The sequence below is a fragment of the Bradyrhizobium liaoningense genome (genome assembly GCF_018130785.1).
GTDB classification, from domain to species: Bacteria; Pseudomonadota; Alphaproteobacteria; order Rhizobiales; family Xanthobacteraceae; genus Bradyrhizobium; species Bradyrhizobium liaoningense_A.
The window spans coordinates 263,488-279,127 of the sequence record NZ_JAFCJT010000005.1 but is presented as its reverse complement, the minus strand read 5'-3'; the positions used below and the strand labels follow the sequence as shown (position 1 = coordinate 279,127).

The 15,640-nt window shown below is 64.7% G+C and carries 15 protein-coding genes; 8 read left to right on the top strand and 7 right to left on the bottom strand.

The genetic code is table 11. The features are described 5' to 3' along the window. Positions 1-68: 68 nt before the first annotated feature. The 3 genes from JQ627_RS15630 (at position 69) to JQ627_RS15620 (ending at position 2,264) form a co-directional block, all read left to right on the top strand. Entirely contained in the window at positions 69-533 is a 465-nt protein-coding gene (locus tag JQ627_RS15630) for a GNAT family N-acetyltransferase (protein WP_212485053.1), read from the top strand. A gap of 90 nt (positions 534-623) precedes the next feature. Continuing rightward, complete coding sequence (locus tag JQ627_RS15625; protein WP_212485052.1) at positions 624-1,469, top strand: hypothetical protein; 846 nt, start codon at positions 624-626, stop codon at positions 1,467-1,469. Between the two features lie 198 nt (positions 1,470-1,667). Next, positions 1,668-2,264, top strand: a complete 597-nt coding sequence (locus JQ627_RS15620) for a glutathione S-transferase family protein (protein ID WP_212485051.1) — start codon at positions 1,668-1,670, stop codon at positions 2,262-2,264. 72 nt (positions 2,265-2,336) lie between these two features. Here the strand turns inward: JQ627_RS15620 and fabI are convergent, their stop codons facing one another. The 3 genes from fabI to fabA form a co-directional block, all read right to left on the bottom strand. After that, on the bottom strand, positions 2,337-3,134 hold the full coding sequence (gene fabI / locus JQ627_RS15615; RefSeq protein ID WP_212485050.1) for an enoyl-ACP reductase FabI: 798 nt from the start codon (positions 3,132-3,134) through the stop codon (positions 2,337-2,339). Positions 3,135-3,272: 138 nt separating this feature from the next. Next, positions 3,273-4,496: a beta-ketoacyl-ACP synthase I gene (gene fabB / locus JQ627_RS15610; RefSeq protein ID WP_212485049.1), complete on the bottom strand. Its 1,224-nt coding sequence runs from the start codon at positions 4,494-4,496 to the stop codon at positions 3,273-3,275. Between the two features lie 40 nt (positions 4,497-4,536). After that, positions 4,537-5,058, bottom strand: coding sequence for a 3-hydroxyacyl-[acyl-carrier-protein] dehydratase FabA (gene fabA, locus JQ627_RS15605; protein ID WP_212485048.1), 522 nt, complete (start codon positions 5,056-5,058; stop codon positions 4,537-4,539). Positions 5,059-5,405: 347 nt separating this feature from the next. Between fabA and irrA the strand changes: the two genes are divergently transcribed. Continuing rightward, positions 5,406-5,897, top strand: a complete 492-nt coding sequence (irrA, locus tag JQ627_RS15600) for an iron response transcriptional regulator IrrA (protein ID WP_014490952.1) — start codon at positions 5,406-5,408, stop codon at positions 5,895-5,897. 183 nt (positions 5,898-6,080) lie between these two features. On the opposite strand, the gene JQ627_RS15595 is transcribed toward irrA, so the two are convergent. Beyond that, entirely contained in the window at positions 6,081-6,611 is a 531-nt protein-coding gene (locus JQ627_RS15595) for an SH3 domain-containing protein (protein WP_071908916.1), read from the bottom strand. Positions 6,612-6,923: 312 nt separating this feature from the next. Between JQ627_RS15595 and JQ627_RS15590 the strand changes: the two genes are divergently transcribed. After that, positions 6,924-7,925, top strand: a complete 1,002-nt coding sequence (locus JQ627_RS15590) for a D-glycerate dehydrogenase (protein ID WP_028149823.1) — start codon at positions 6,924-6,926, stop codon at positions 7,923-7,925. Between the two features lie 3 nt (positions 7,926-7,928). Here the strand turns inward: JQ627_RS15590 and JQ627_RS15585 are convergent, their stop codons facing one another. Next, entirely contained in the window at positions 7,929-8,840 is a 912-nt protein-coding gene (locus JQ627_RS15585) for a LysR family transcriptional regulator (RefSeq protein ID WP_212485047.1), read from the bottom strand. A gap of 119 nt (positions 8,841-8,959) precedes the next feature. On the opposite strand from JQ627_RS15585, the gene JQ627_RS15580 reads away from it, so the two are divergent. Continuing rightward, a complete protein-coding gene (locus tag JQ627_RS15580; protein WP_212485046.1) occupies positions 8,960-9,967 on the top strand; it encodes an aldo/keto reductase in 1,008 nt (335 codons plus the stop codon). 9 nt (positions 9,968-9,976) lie between these two features. Here JQ627_RS15580 and JQ627_RS15575 read toward each other — a convergent pair whose 3' ends face one another. Continuing rightward, positions 9,977-10,780 carry a molybdopterin-synthase adenylyltransferase MoeB gene (locus tag JQ627_RS15575; RefSeq protein WP_014490947.1) on the bottom strand — a complete coding sequence of 268 codons (804 nt, stop codon included), beginning with the start codon at positions 10,778-10,780 and terminating at the stop codon, positions 9,977-9,979. 126 nt (positions 10,781-10,906) lie between these two features. Here JQ627_RS15575 and JQ627_RS15570 point away from each other — a divergent pair, with 126 nt between their 5' ends. Both JQ627_RS15570 and JQ627_RS15565 read left to right on the top strand, forming a co-directional pair. Continuing rightward, a complete protein-coding gene (locus tag JQ627_RS15570; RefSeq protein ID WP_212485045.1) occupies positions 10,907-12,265 on the top strand; it encodes a serine protease in 1,359 nt (452 codons plus the stop codon). 117 nt (positions 12,266-12,382) lie between these two features. Further along, positions 12,383-13,864, top strand: coding sequence for an aldehyde dehydrogenase (locus JQ627_RS15565; RefSeq protein ID WP_212485044.1), 1,482 nt, complete (start codon positions 12,383-12,385; stop codon positions 13,862-13,864). 66 nt (positions 13,865-13,930) lie between these two features. Here the strand turns inward: JQ627_RS15565 and ggt are convergent, their stop codons facing one another. Beyond that, the gene (gene ggt, locus JQ627_RS15560; protein ID WP_212485043.1) at positions 13,931-15,610 is read right to left on the bottom strand and encodes a gamma-glutamyltransferase; all 1,680 of its coding nucleotides are present in this window, start codon (positions 15,608-15,610) and stop codon (positions 13,931-13,933) included. Positions 15,611-15,640: the final 30 nt, after the last annotated feature.

Below are 15,640 nucleotides of genomic sequence, written 5' to 3'. Positions count from 1 at the left end.
TTCAGAGACGACCGAGATCATTCAAGTGACCTCCCGCTTGTGCCGGGCAGATCGAACCGAGAGCACCAATGCCTGATCCGATCATCCGTCCCGCCCGCGCCGACGAATATGACGAGGTCGGCCGCGTCTGGATGGAAAGCTGGGTCTCGACCGGCTTCGGCGAGGCGAGCGCCTTCCTGCTCGCCAATCTGCGTGCGCGCATAAGGCGCGAGATCGAGAACGGCTGGAGCCTGTTCGTCGCCGACGATAACGGCACCATCGCCGCCATGCTGGCGCTGCATCTGCCAAAACGCTATCTCGACATGCTTTTCGTCGGGCCCGCCTACCAGGGGCAGTCGCTCGGACGACAATTGCTCGCCTTCACGCGCACGCAAATGCCGGATGAAATGTACCTGCGCTGCGTACGTGAGAACGAAAAGGCCTGGCGCTGGTACGAGCGCGAAGGCTTCGTGTTCGAGAAGGAGGAGATCGAGCCATCGAATGGCTTCGTGATGAAGTATTACCGGTGGAAGCGGCAGCGGCCCACCGAATAGACGGCGACCTCCGGGTGCAGCTTGCGGTTGTCACGATCCCACCCTAGTGTGGCGCGGCCGATATCCTCCTGCCGTCGATCCCCGGAATCCATGTTTCGATTTGCTGCCTCGGTGCTCGTCCTGCTGTCCGTTCTGGCCCCAGCAGCGGCGCAAACGCCTCCCGCAACAACCCCGCCCGCCGCTCAGACCACTCAGCAGGCAAAACCGGTTGCCAGGAAAGCAGCGCCGAAACCACAGGCTCCAGCCAAGCCTGCGGAGCCCGCAAGCACCGGGCCTTGCGGCATCGGCGTGATTGCGGCGACGCAGGACCTCTTCGTCGTCCAGAAGATCGGGCTGACCGTGTTCGGCAACGATTATGCGGAAGTACCGGTATCCTGGGGCCTCGACGACCTCACCTTTGCGCGGGTGCGCGCGGCTGCCGGAACGATTCCGGTGCGACGGATTCCCTACGCCAAGGGCGCCTTCGATTCCTATTACCATCCGAAGGGCGGCCTGTTTCGCAATCGGCGCGATGAGCTCTCGAACCTGGTCCGTCAGGTCGCGGGCAATGCCGGCTGCGAGCGCTATGTCGTCGTCATGCGCAATGAAGGACAGCTAGACGGGACCAATCAGACGCTCAGCGGCGTCGGCATCTTCAGCCGGGGTGTCGGTCTCATCTCCTACGCGTATGTCTTCGTCTATGTCGGCGTGATCGTCGTCGACGGCCAGACATTCGAGATCAGGAAGGGGCCTGCTGTCACATTCGAAGGCGTCATGAAGCATCTGGCCGACAATTTCGTCGACAACGAATTCCTGCGGAAGGTGGACAAATCCATGTTCCCGGAAACGGCGGCGGACGCCGCCAACAGCACCGCCTTGCGCGACACCACCCGCGAATTTCTGACAAAGCGACTGGACAAGATTCTGCCGGCTTATTTCGCACGTGAAGCGAGGTGAACAGCTGCGACGACCCGCATATCCGGCGATGCTCTGATTGAAGGCGTTCGCCGTCAACCCGCAGACGGATTTCGCATTGACCAAGATGTCGGCTACCGAGAGCCGCATCTCTCCCAGACGTAGTGCGTTGCGAATTCGGAGCAGACACGCAATGAATGGGCTCTCGCCGCGCCTCCCGCCGATAGAAGGTTCCGCACCATGATCAAGCTCTATTGGTCGCCCCGCTCGCGCTCGTTTTCGACGCTCTGGCTGATGGAGGAGAGCGGCCTTCCCTATGAGCGCGTGCTGACCGACATTTCGACCGGCGCGCAGAAGGCGCCGGATTATTTGAAGGTCAATCCGATGGGCAAGGTCCCGGCGCTCGCCGACGGCGAGGCCGCGCTCGGCGAAGCCGCGGCGATCTGCGCCTACATCGCCGATCGCTATCCCGAGACGAAGCTGGCGCCCGCCATGACCGACCCGCGCCGCGCGCGCTATCTGCAATGGCTGTTCTTCTCGCCGGGCTGCATCGAGCCCGCCATCATCCAGATCTTCACCAAGATCGAGGTGCCGACCTCGACCGCGGCCTGGGGCAGCGCGACGCAGGTCTTCGACGTGCTGGAAGCTGCGCTCGCGAAGGGACCGTGGATCCTGGGCGACGAATTTTCGGCCGCCGACATCACGATCGGCTCAGGACTGAATTTCGCAGTGCGACTGTTCAAGATGGTGCCGTCGCGTCCGGCCTTCGATGCCTATATCGCACGCTGCATGGCGCGGCCGGCGTTCCAGCGCGCCGAGAAGATCGCGGCGGGTTAGAGCAACTCGGTCGCTGTCATCGTGCGCTCTTGCGCACTAGGCGGGGCATGACAACGTTGCCGGTGAACGTATCTATTCCGGCTTCAGATCGTCCGGCCTCGGCATCAGGACGATGTTGTAGCCGGAATCGACATAGTGGATCTCGCCGGTCACGCCGCCGGAGAGGTCCGACAACAGATACAGCGCGGAGCCGCCGAGCTCGTCGAGCGTGACGCCGCGGCGGAGCGGCGAGTGCTTCTGCATGTAGGCGAACATCGCGCGCGCCTCGCCGATGCCGGAGCCGGCGAGCGTGCGGATGGGGCCCGCGGAGATCGCGTTGACGCGAATGCCGCGAGGGCCGAAATCGGAGGCAAGGTAGCGCACGGAAGCTTCCAGAGCCGCCTTGGCCACGCCCATCACGTTATAGTTCGGCATCGCGCGCTCCGAGGCGCCGAACGTCAGCGTGATCATGCTGCCGCCCTCCGTCATCAGCTCGGCAGCGCGTTTTGCTATTTCCGTGAAGGAGAAGCAGGAGATCACCATGGTGCGCGAAAAATTCTCGCGGCTGGTGTCGGCGTAGCGGCCCTTGAGCTCGTTCTTGTCGGCAAAGCCGATTGCGTGGATGACGAAATCGAGCTTGCCCCATTTTTCGCGGAGCACATCGAAGGTCGCATCGACGCTGGCGATGTCCTCGACGTCGCAGGGCAGAACCAGATCCACACCAAGCGATTCCGCCAGCGGCTTGACGCGCTTGCCCAGGGCCTCGCCCTGGAAGGTGAAGGCAAGCTCGGCGCCATGGGCATGCAGCGTCTTCGCCATGCCCCAGGCGATCGAATGATCATTGGCGATGCCCATGATCAGACCGCGCTTGCCTTTCATCAGTCCTTCCATCTCGCAATTACTCTCCGCTCTCCATCATGCCCGGCTTGTCCCGGGCATCCACGTTCTTTCGCAACTGGTGGCAAAGACGTGGATGGCCGGGACGAGCCCGGCCATGACGAAAAAACTACCAGTGCGTCCGCAATGACGTCACACATCCAGCCGGCTGAACACCAGCGTGGCGTTGGTGCCGCCGAAGCCAAAGGAGTTCGACAGCACGGTGCCGATCTTGGCGTTGTCGATGCGCTTGCGCACGATCGGCATGTCGGCGAACACGGGATCGAGCTCCTGGATGTGCGCGCTCTCGCAGATGAAGCCGTTGTTCATCATCAGCAGCGAATAGATCGCTTCCTGCACGCCGGTCGCACCGAGCGAGTGACCGGTCAGCGCCTTGGTCGCCGAGATCGGCGGGCACTTTTCACCGGCGCCGAACACGCGGCGGAGCGCATCGATTTCCGGCGGATCGCCGGCCGGGGTCGAGGTCGCGTGCGGATTGATGTAGTCGACCTTGGTCTTCACGGTGGACATCGCCATGCGCATGCAGCGCTCGGCGCCCTCACCCGACGGCGCGACCATGTCGTAGCCGTCCGACGTCGCGCCGTAGCCGACGATCTCGCCGTAAATGCGCGCACCGCGCGCCTTGGCATGTTCGAGCTCTTCCAGCACCAGCACGCCGGCGCCGCCGGCGATGACGAAGCCGTCGCGGTTGACGTCGTAGGGACGCGAGGCGGTGGCGGGCGTATCATTGTACTTTGACGACATCGCACCCATGGCGTCGAACAGCACCGAGAGCGACCAGTCCAGTTCCTCGCAGCCGCCGGCGAAGATGACGTCCTGCTTGCCGATCTGGATCGTCTCATAGGCGTTGCCGACGCAGTGGTTCGACGTCGCGCAGGCCGAAGAGATCGAATAATTCACGCCCTTGATCTTGAACCAGGTCGCGAGCGTCGCGGAGGCCGTGGACGACATCGCCTTCGGCACTGCAAACGGTCCGACGCGCTTCGGTCCCTTGGTACGGGTGATGTCGGCAGATTCGACGATGGTGCGGGCGGACGGGCCGCCGGAGCCCATGATGATGCCGGTGCGGACGTTGGAGACTTCTTCGGGCGACAGACCGGAGTCCTGGATCGCCTGCTCCATCGCGATGTGATTCCAGCCCGCGCCCTGGCCGAGGAAGCGCATTGCACGCCGGTCGACAACCGTCGCAGGATCGATCGTCGGCGCACCTTGCACCTGCGAACGGAAGCCGAGTTCGGCATATTTCTCAGCCCGCGAAATGCCCGACTTCGCCTCGTGGAGGCTCGCAAGCACTTCCTGGGTGTTGTTTCCGATCGACGAGACAATGCCCATCCCGGTGACCACAACCCGCCTCATGTCAGCCTCGCCTAAATCGTTGTCTTCCTGGATGATGCGCTCAGCCCAGGCTCGTTCCCTGCTTGAACAAGCCGACCTTCAGGTCCTTCGCGCGATAGATAATCTGGTCATCGACCGAAAGCCATCCGTCGGCGATGCCGAGCACCAGCTTTGAACGCATCACACGCTTGATGTCGATGTTGTACACAACCTTGCGGGCCTCAGGCAGCACCTGACCGCTGAACTTCAGCTCGTTCAGGCCAAGCGCGCGGCCACGACCTTCACCGCCGCTCCAGCCCAGGAAAAAGCCGACCATTTGCCACAGCGCATCGAGACCGAGGCAGCCGGGCATAACGGGATCGTTCTTGAAGTGGCAGCCGTAGAACCAGAGGTCGGGCTTCACGTCGAGCTCGGCGCGCACCACGCCCTTGCCGAACTCGCCACCATTGTCGTTGATTTCCGTGATACGGTCGAACATCAGCATCGGCGGCAGCGGCAGCTGGGCATTGCCCGGACCGAACATCTCGCCGCGGGCACATGCCAGCAGATCTTCGTATTCGTAACCATTGCGCCTGTTCAGCATGCGGAAGCCTCTGTTCTAACCCCGATTGAGCGGCGTTTCTGGCAAAAATGGGTCCCGTTTCGTTCGGAAAGCAGCGCCAATTGCCGTCGTCAGGCGACTGCCACGAGCCCCGATGGACTGCGGGACGGGCCTCAACGCCCGGCTGCGCCATATCGGCCAAGCGGAACCGCGCGCTCTCTAACACAGGCACTTCGGGTGGCAAAGCGATCTCATGAAGGTAAAATGACCGCGTGCTCGCCCGGTTCCACTTCGGATTAGAACCTCTCTAGTTGCGAGAAACTTGCATCTGCATCTATCTGTCCATATATTGCAGAGTGATAGTGTCCACGTGTGCCCGAAATCTGGAAATGAGCGAGAATACCGCGCCCCATCACGACGACGACGTCCATTCCGCGGCCCTCCTGTCCGGCCGCCAGCCGGCCTTGACCGGCTGCCCGTGGCACGACGTCAACGAAATGCTCCAGTCCGCGGGGCTTCGTCCGACGCGCCAGCGTATGGCGCTCGGCTGGCTCCTGTTCGGCAAGGGTGCTCGCCACCTCACGGCTGAAATGCTCTACGAGGAGGCGACGCTGGCCAAGGTGCCGGTGTCGCTCGCGACCGTCTACAACACGCTGAACCAGTTGACCGATGCCGGCCTGCTGCGCCAGGTCAGTGTCGACGGCACCAAGACCTATTTCGACACCAACGTCACCACCCACCACCATTATTACCTCGAGAACAGCCACGAGCTGGTCGACATCGAGGACCCGCATCTGGCGCTGTCCAAGATGCCGGAGGTACCGGAGGGTTACGAGATCGCGCGCATCGACATGGTCGTGCGCCTGCGCAAGAAGCGCTGAGATCGATCTAAGACTGCTGAATTCGTCGTCATGGCCGGGCTTGTCCCGGCCATCCACGTTTTTGGACCAGGCCAGAAACGCGTGGATGCCCGGGTCATAGGCACGCGGAACCGACGCCGGCCTTCGGACGGCTACGCCCGGGCACGATGCTGGAGCGGCAGCTCGCCCTTTCTGCCTACGGTATCAGTTGACCTGCTCGTCCGAGTAGACGCCCCAGAGGCGCTCCTGCTGGATCCAGCCGTCAAAGCCGTTGCCGGTGACGCGGCACCAGTTTGCAGTGCACTTCTTGACCTGCGTGACGACGCCGGCCTGGAGTTTGGCCGCAACTGCACTGTCGAGATCGGCGCGGTCGTAGATCGGCGCCAGGTCGTCCTTGTGTTTCATGGTGACGACCGCAGTGCGGCGGCCCGACAGCAGTGAATGATAGACCCAGCCCTCGGCGCCTTCGGAATCGCGCACCCGGCGCCAGTTCTCGAACTCGGCAGTGATTTCAACCGGCAGACCGGCGCGGGTGTAGACCCAGGCGACGTCATTGTCCTTGGTCGGGCCGGCGCGGACGTTCACATGATCCGATTTGAGGCTGACATAGCGTGGCACCGGCAGGCCGCTCGCGGTCTGGGGGGTGCTGTCCTTCGCCGAATGCCCGGGGCTGACCGAGGCGCTCAACCAGGTGCAAACGAGCGCCATCACCGAACAAAAACGCCCCAACGCCATCAACCCGTCTCCTGTCGAGGACCCCGCCGAGCCGCGCCCTCACCCCAAATTCCAAACCTGCCGCGCAAGCCCCTTCCCCGTGTTCCCGAAGCCTTAACCCGTGGTTCTTGTCTTGGCCCGGCCTTCTGCTAGAGAGGACGGACATCTGAACAACCAGTTTGCCCCGATTTTCCGGCCGGAAATGTCGGGAGAGCTTGAAGGAAACGCCGGGGACGACACGGCAAAGGCAGTGTCGAACAACCGGGTTAATGAGGCCTCAACGGCCGGCCTTTGGCGACAGAGGCGGCCTGCAACGCCTCATGAGGGCAGGACATGTCGGTGAAGAAAAAGCCCCTCGTCGTGGTGACGCGCAAACTGCCGGACTCGATCGAGACCCGGATGCGCGAGCTGTTCGACGCGCGGATCAATCTCGAGGACACACCGATGTCGGCCGAGCAGATCGCGGAAGCCGCGCGCACCGCCGACGTGCTGGTTCCAACCGTCACCGACCACATCACCGCCGACATCGTTAACCAGCCCGACTGCAAGCTCCGCCTGATCGCGAATTTCGGCAACGGCGTCGACAATATCGACGTCGAGGCCGCGCATGCCCGTGGCATCACCGTCACCAACACGCCAAAAGTTCTGACCGAAGACACCGCCGACATGACCATGGCGCTGATCCTGGCCGTGCCGCGCCGGATGATCGAAGGCGCCTCGATCCTGACAGAAGGAAAGCCCTGGCCCGGCTGGTCGCCGACCTGGATGCTCGGCCACCGTATCGGGGGAAAGCGTCTCGGCATCATCGGCATGGGCCGCATCGGCCAGGCGGTCGCGCGCCGCGCCCGCGCCTTCGGCCTCCAGATCCACTACCACAATCGCCGCCCCGTCGCGCCGAAGATCGCCGAAGAGCTTGGCGCGACCTATTGGGAAAGCCTCGACCAGATGCTGGCCCGGATGGACATCATCTCGGTGAACTGCCCGCACACGCCGGCGACCTATCACCTGCTGTCGGCGCGGCGGCTGAAGCTGATCCGCAAGGACGCCTACATCGTCAACACCGCGCGCGGCGAGGTGACCGACGAGGACACGTTGATCAAGCTGATCGAAGGCGGCGAGATCGGCGGCGCCGGCCTCGACGTCTACGAGCACGAGCCCGCGGTCAATCCGAAGCTGGTGCGGCTCGCCAAGGCCGGCAAGGTGACGCTGCTGCCGCATATGGGCTCGGCCACGATCGAGGGCCGCGTCGAGATGGGCGAGAAGGTGATCATCAACATCCGCACCTTCCTCGACGCGCACAAGCCGCCGGATCGCGTGCTGCCGAGCATGCTCTGAGGTTTATTTGCCGCGCGTTTCGCGCTTGCGCCAATCCGCGGCGAAATCGATGAAAGCGCGTAGCGCGGGCGGCGTCTGGCGCCGGCTCGGATAGTACAGGAACGGGCCGGGAAATGGCTCGCACCAGTCTTCCATCAGGCTGACCAGCGCGCCGGATTTCAGGGCATCGCCGACATAGCCATCGAGCGTTGCCCAGATACCGGCGCCGTCGAGCGCAGCGCGCATGGCAAGGCCCATATTGGTCGAGATCAGCTTTGCCGGCGGATCCACCTTCACGAGCTGGCCAGCCTTCTCGAACTCCAGATCGTGCATGACGCCGCTCGAGTAACGCGCGCGGATGCAGTCATGGTCGAGCAGATCCTTCGGATGCTTCGGCTTGCCGCGACGCGCGATGTAAGCCGGCGACGCGACGACGACATAACTCTGGGGGCCGCTCAGCGGGATCGCGACCATGTCCTGCGCGAGGTGCTCGCCATAGCGCACGCCGGCATCGTAGCCCCCACTCACGATATCGACGAAACCGCTTTCGGAAACGATGTCGAGATCGACCTGCGGATGGGCCTGAAGAAACGGCCCGACCATCGGCGCCAGCACGAGGTCCACCGCCGGCGGCGGCGCGTTGATGCGCAGGCGGCCCGAGGCCACCTCGCGCAGGCCCCGGACCTGATCCAGGGCATCGCCGACATCGCGCAGCGCCGGGGCCACGCGCGACAACAGCAGCTCACCCGCCTCGGTCAGGGCGACGCTGCGGGTGGTGCGGTTCATCAGGCGGACGCCGAGGCGCTCCTCCAGGTCCCGGAGTCGCTGGCTAAGGCTCGACACGGACACACGAATTTCGACCGCCGCACGCCGGAAGTTGCGGGTGCGGGCGACCGCCACGAAGACGTCGAGATCACGCAGATCGGGCTCGGTCATTGTTCGCTATGGTGAACAAGCTATTCTTGATTGTCCAGCTTATCGGCCTAATCGGTCGGGCGCATATCTGGCCTCGTCACGCGGCTCCATCAGCCGCGCTTTTTTTGAGGAGAGCCATCATGGAACAGCGCAAACTCGGTTCAACCGGCCCCACCGTCTCCGTCCTCGGCCTCGGCTGCATGGGCATGTCCGAGGTCTACGGCCCCGCCGATCGCGGCGAGGCCATCGCCACGGTGCACGCGGCGCTCGATGCCGGCATCACGCTGCTCGATACCGGCGATTTCTACGCCATGGGCCACAACGAGATGCTGGTGCGGGAGGCGCTGAAGGATGCGCCGCGCGAAAAAGTGCAGATCAGCGTCAAGTTCGGCGCGCTGCGTGGTCCCGCCGGTGAGTTCGCCGGAATGGACACCAGGCCGGCTGCGACCAAAAACTTCCTCGCTTACTCGCTGCAGCGCCTCGGCACCGACTATATCGACGTCTACCGTCCGGCCCGGCTCGATCCCAACGTTCCCATCGAAGAGACGATTGGCGGCCTCGCCGATCTCGTGAAGGCGGGCTACGTCCGGCATATCGGCCTCTCCGAGGTCGGCTCCGACACCATCCGCCGCGCGCACGCCGTGCATCCGATCGCCGATCTCCAGATCGAATATTCGCTGATCGAGCGCGGCATCGAACGCGACATCCTCAAGACCTGCCGCGAGCTCGGTATTTCCATCACCGCCTATGGCGTGCTGGCGCGCGGCCTGATCAGCGGCCATTGGTCGAAGGACTCCGGCAAGACCGGCAAGGATTACCGGCTGATGACGCCGCGCTTCCAGGGCGCAAATCTCGACGCCAATCTCGCGCTGGTGGAATCCCTGCGGGCGATCGCGACAGAGATCGGCGCGACGCCGGCGCAGGTCGCGATCGCCTGGGTGGCGGCGCAAGGCAAGGAGATCGTGCCGCTGGTCGGTGCGCGCACCCGCAACCGTCTCACCGAGGCGCTCGGCGCGACCAAGGTGACGCTGACGCAAGCTTATCTCGCTGCGCTGGCCAAGGCATTTCCGCCCGACGTCGCTTCCGGCACGCGCTATGCCGCCGAGCAAATGGCGCATCTCGACAGCGAGAAGCCGGCCACGACGTAACGGCCGCGATCAGGTGCGATGGGCGCTGAGATCGGTGATCACGGGCCCGTCGCCATTGAGCGGATTGGCCGGATCGCGGGCGTAGCGCAGTGTCTCGAAGCGCATCGCGCGCGCATCGATCATCAGGAGGCGGCCGACGAGGCCGTCGCCGAAACCGACGATCTCGCGGATCGCCTCCAGCGCCATCATCGAGCCCATGACGCCCGCGAGCGCACCCATGACGCCAGCCTCCGCGCAGGCCGGCACGGTGCCGGGCGGCGGCGCCTCCGGAAACAGGCAGCGATAGGTCGGATTGAACACGCCCTGCTCGTTCTTCTCATGCGCGCGGATGGTGGTGAGCGAGCCGTCGAAGGTGCCGAGCGCCGCCGTGATCAGCGGCCGCTTCGCGAAGAAGCAAGCGTCCGAGACCAGATAACGCGTCGAGAAATTGTCGGAGCCGTCGAGCACGAGATCGTAGTCTCCGATCATGCTCAGCGCATTGTCGGCGTTGAGCCAGGTGGCATGGCCGACGAAGCGGACATGCGGATTGAGCGCGGAGATCCGCTCGGCCGCACTCTCGACCTTGTGCCGTCCGATATCGGGCGTCGTATGGATCACCTGGCGCTGGAGGTTCGACAGCGAGACCACGTCGTCATCGACCACGCCGAGCGTGCCGATGCCGGCGGCCGCCAGATACATCAGCGCGGGCGCGCCGAGCCCGCCGGCGCCGACCACCAGCACGGAGGCCCGCTTCAGCGCAGCCTGGCCCGGCCCGCCGACATCGCGCAGCACGATATGCCGGGCATAGCGTTCGAGTTCGTCCGGGCTCAGCATCGTCGTCCTTCGTTCTCTCAAGCCCTCATGGTGAGGAGGCGCACCACCTGAACCACCCCAACATTGTTCGCGACCAACGAGATGTGCTTCAATGGCGGCACGTTCAATGGGCTCGCTGGATTTGTCATGAGATCGATGCTTGCGGCAACACTGATGTTGACGGCTGCCACAGGCGCGAGCGCCCAGATGACGACGCCAGAGGTCCCCGGCACCAAGCCGAAGCCGGTCCAGACCGTGCCGATCCGGCCTCCCGCAATGCAGACACCGTCGGCGACGGCTGATGCGATGGGGCAGGCGGAACGGCTGTCGCTCCAGTCCGACCTCGCCTGGGTCGGCCAATATAACGGCGCCATCACCGGCGACGTCAGCGCGCGCATGGTCGAGGCGATCAAGGAGTATCAAAAGGCCAAGGGAGCCAAGCCGACCGGCGTGCTCAATCCGCAGGAGCGCGCTGCGCTCGCCGAGACTGCGCGGCGGAAGCAGGAGAGCGTCGGCTGGAAGATCGTGATGGAGCCGACCAGCGGCGCCCGGCTCGGTATCCCCGGCAAATTGGTGCCGCAGCAGGCGACCGATGCGAACGGCTCGAAATGGACTTCGCCGACCGGCACGGTGCAGGTGCTGCTGAGCCGCCGCAAGGAGGCGAACCCGACCACGGCGAAACTCGCCGAGTTGGAGAAGGAGCCGTCCGGGCGCAAGGTCGACTACACGGTGGTGAAGCCCGACTTCTTCGTGCTGTCGGGATTGCAGGGCCTCAAGAAATTCTACGTGCGAGGCACCTTTAAAGGCGACGAAGTCCGCACCATGACGATCCTCTACGACCAGGCCACCGAGAACACGGTCGAGCCGGTCGTGATCGCGATGTCGAGCGCGTTCAATGCATTTCCGACGGGACCGCAGGCCGGACCGCCGCCGCGCAAGACCGTCGAGTACGGCACCGGCATCGTCGTCAGCGACGACGGTGCGATTGTCACGGACCGCCTCGTCACCGATAGCTGTCTCGCGATCACCATTGCCGGCTACGGCAGCGCCGACCGTCTCGCCGAGGACAAGGAGCACGATCTCGCGCTCCTGCACATCTATGGCGCGCGCGGCCTGAAGCCGCTCAGCCTCACCGGCGGCGCGGCGAAGACGAGCGTCGATGTCGTCGGCATCGCCGATCCGCAGAGCCAGGGCGGCGCTGCGGGCGTGTCGAGCCTCAAGGGCGCGCTGGCTCCGGTCACATCAAGCGATTCCGCGCTGTCGCCTCCACCGGCGGTCGGCTTCTCCGGCAGCCCGGCCATCGACAGCGACGGCAAGTTCGTCGGCGTCGCGCTGTTGAAGCCGGCGATGGTCGCGGGGCCCGCGACATCGGTGCCGGCGTCACAGGCGGTGATGGTGTCCGCAGAAACGGTGCGCGATTTCCTGAAAGCGAACGCCGTCACTGCGAATGGCACGTCGACGGATGCGAAGGCCGCTGTTGTGCGCGTGATCTGCGTGCGGAAGTAGGCGCGGCAAGCACGGAGCAGCCGCGACTTTGTGATTGGCTTCGCCGCAACGAAGCCACGGAAGCCGTGATAGCCTCCCTTCCAGCCGCAATCATAATGCGTCCGTCCGGAGGACTTCATGAAGACGTATCAGCTCTACATCAATGGTGCCTATGTCGATCCCGCCAATGGCGAGTGGTTCGATTCGGTCGATCCCTATCAGGGCAAGCCCTGGGCAAAGATTCCGCGCGGATCGGCTGCCGACGCCGACAAGGCCGTGAAAGCCGCCAACGAGGCGATGTGGCGCGGCCCGTGGGCGAAGATGACGGCATCCGCCCGCGGCAAGGTGATGCGCAAGCTCGGCGATCTCGTCGCCGCGAACGCCGAGCGTCTCGCCGAGATCGAGGTGCGCGACAACGGCAAGCTGATGGCGGAGATGCTCGGCCAGCTCCGCTACCATCCCGAATGGTGGTGGTACTATGGCGGGCTGGTCGACAAGCTCGAAGGCGGCCTCGTGCCGATCGACAAGGCCGACACCTTTGCTTACACGACGCACGAGCCGGTCGGCGTCGTCGCCGCACTCACCGCCTGGAACTCGCCGCTGCTCTTTGTCGCGTGGAAGTGCGCGGCGGCGCTCGCCGCGGGCTGCGCCGTGGTCGTCAAGCCGTCGGAATTCACTTCGGCGAGCACGCTCGAATTCGCCGCGCTGACGAAGGAGGCCGGCATTCCCGACGGCATCTTCAACGTCGTCACCGGCTTCGGCCCCGAGATCGGCAGCGAGCTGATCGCGCATCCCGGCGTGGCCAAAATCACCTTCACGGGTTCAGACACAACGGGCGCGCGGGTCTACGAGACCGCGGCGCGCAGCCTGAAGCGGGTCTCGCTCGAGCTCGGTGGCAAGTCGCCCAACATCGTGTTCGAGGATGCCGATCTCGCCACGGCCGCCGCCGGTGCCGTCTCCGGCATCTTCGCTGCCACAGGACAGACCTGCATTGCGGGATCGCGCCTGCTGGTGCAGCGCTCGATCAAGGACAAGTTCGTGGATCGCCTGCTCGACATCGCACGCTCCGCCAAGATCGGCAATCCGATGCAGGCCGACACCAACATCGGTCCCGTCACGACGCCGGCGCAGTACAAGAAGATCCTCGACTATATCGACATCGCCAAAGCGGAAGGCGCGCGCTGCCTGCTTGGCGGCAAGCCGGCCTCCGGCGAAGGCATCATCGGCGGCCAGTTCGTCGAGCCGACGATCTTCACCGACGTCGACAACACCATGCGGATCGCGCGCGAGGAGGTGTTCGGCCCGGTGCTCTCGATCATCGCCTTCGATACCGAGGAAGACGCCATCCGTATCGCCAATGACACGATCTACGGCCTCGCCGCCGGCATCTGGACTCGCGACCTCGCACGCGCTATCCGCGTGCCGAAACAGCTGCGCGCGGGCACCGTGTGGGTGAACACCTATCGCGCCATCAGCTACATGATGCCGTTCGGCGGCATGAAGCATTCCGGCGTCGGCCGCGAGAACGGCATCGACGCGGTACGCGAATATCAGGAGACCAAGAGCGTCTGGATCTCGACCGCCACGGGCGTGCCGGCTAATCCGTTCGTGATGCGCTAGGGAGGCGCGTTGCCACGGTCATCACCTCTCCCGCGAGCGGGAGAGGTGCGCACCGCCTGTGTGTCGCTAACTCAGCCTGAACCTGATCCCGGGCTTCGCAAGCCCGCCGGAGATCCCGACCGGCGTGCCGTCCGCGCGCCAGCAGGCAGCGCCGGTCATGGTGCCGTCGTCGTGGAAGGCGATGCCGTTCATGCCACCCGCCACGGTCGCGACGGGCTGGACCTTGTGACCGAGCCCCGCGAGCTTCGCGCGCACGGTCTCCGGCATCGTCTGCTCGACCTCGAGCGCGTTGCCTTCAGTCCAGACCCGCGGCGCCTCGACCGCTTCCTGCAGGCTCATGCCGTGGTCGATCAGATTGACTAGCGCCTGCATCGCGCTGGGGAAGATGCGTTTTCCGCCCGGTAGCCCGAGCGCATAGCGCAGCTTGCCGCCATTGAGCGCCATCATCGGCGACATCGAGGTGGTGACGCGCTTGCCCGGCGCCAGCGACAGCGCATGGCCGGGGCGCGGATCGAACAGGTTCATGTAATTGTTGGCGATGGCGCCCAGGCCCGGAATCATGATCTTGGCGCCGAACAGATTGTTGATGGTCTGCGTGGTCGCGACCACGTTGCCGAAGGCATCCGCCGCCGTCATGTGCGTGGTGTGCGCGCCTTCGAGCTGCGAGACGCCGGCGCCCCAGGCCTGCGCCCGCGCCGGATCGATGGCGCGGCGGCGTTGCTCGGCATAGGCCTTCGACGTCAGCCGCTCGACGGGCACGCCGACATAATCTGGATCGCCGCTGGCCGCGGCGCGATCGGCGAAGGCGATCTTCAGGACTTCGGCGAGATAGTGGATGGTCTCTGAGGTGCCGAAGCCGAGGCCACCGATGTCGTAGCCCTCCAGAATGTTCAGCATCTGCGCGATGTGCACGCCGGAGGCCGCGGGCGGCGGGGGGCCAAAGATGGTCCAGCCACGATAGTCGGCGCGGATCGGCTGCCGCTCGACGGTCTTGTAACTGGTGAGATCGTTGCGGCGGATGAAGCCGCCGGCCTTTTCCATGTAGTCGGCGAGGATGTCGCCGAGCGGACCCTCATAAAGCGCCTTCTCGCCGTGGTCGGCGATGTACCGCAAGGTCTCGGCATATTCGGCCTGCACCACGCGCTCGCCGACCTTGAGCGGCTCGCCATCAGGCAGATAGATCGCCGCGATCGGCTTGTCCTTGCGCATCTCGGCGGCGCTCTCGCTGATGCATTCGTGCAAGTACGGCGTCGCCGCATAGCCGCGCGCGGCGTGCTTGATCGCGGGCTGCATGACGTCGGCGAGCGACATGGTGCCGAACCGGCGCAGCGTCTCGCACCAGGCTTTCAGCGAGCCCGGCGTGGCGACCGCCTTCGCCCCGTTGAGGTTCTCGTTGCCGACGGTGTCGAACACGTCATGGGCCGAACCCGGCTTCGACGTGTAGGTGGTGTCGCGCACCGCCGCTGGCACGGTGCTCTGGCCGTCGATGAAGCGGTGGCTGCCGTCAGCCAGACGTATATGCGCCATACCACCGCCGATGATCCCGACCATCATCGGCTCGACCACGGTCAGCGTGAACAGGGTTGCTATCGCGGCGTCGATGGCGTTGCCGCCCGCGGCCAGCATCTCGGCGCCGGCGCTGGAGGCCAGCGGATGGTTGCTGACCACCATGCCGCGGCTCGAGACCGCCGGCATCTTCTGGCAGTCAAAGATCGTCGCCGTCCGGTCGCGCCAGTTTCCACCCATGCCGCCTGCCCCTTTTATTCACGGCGGCAA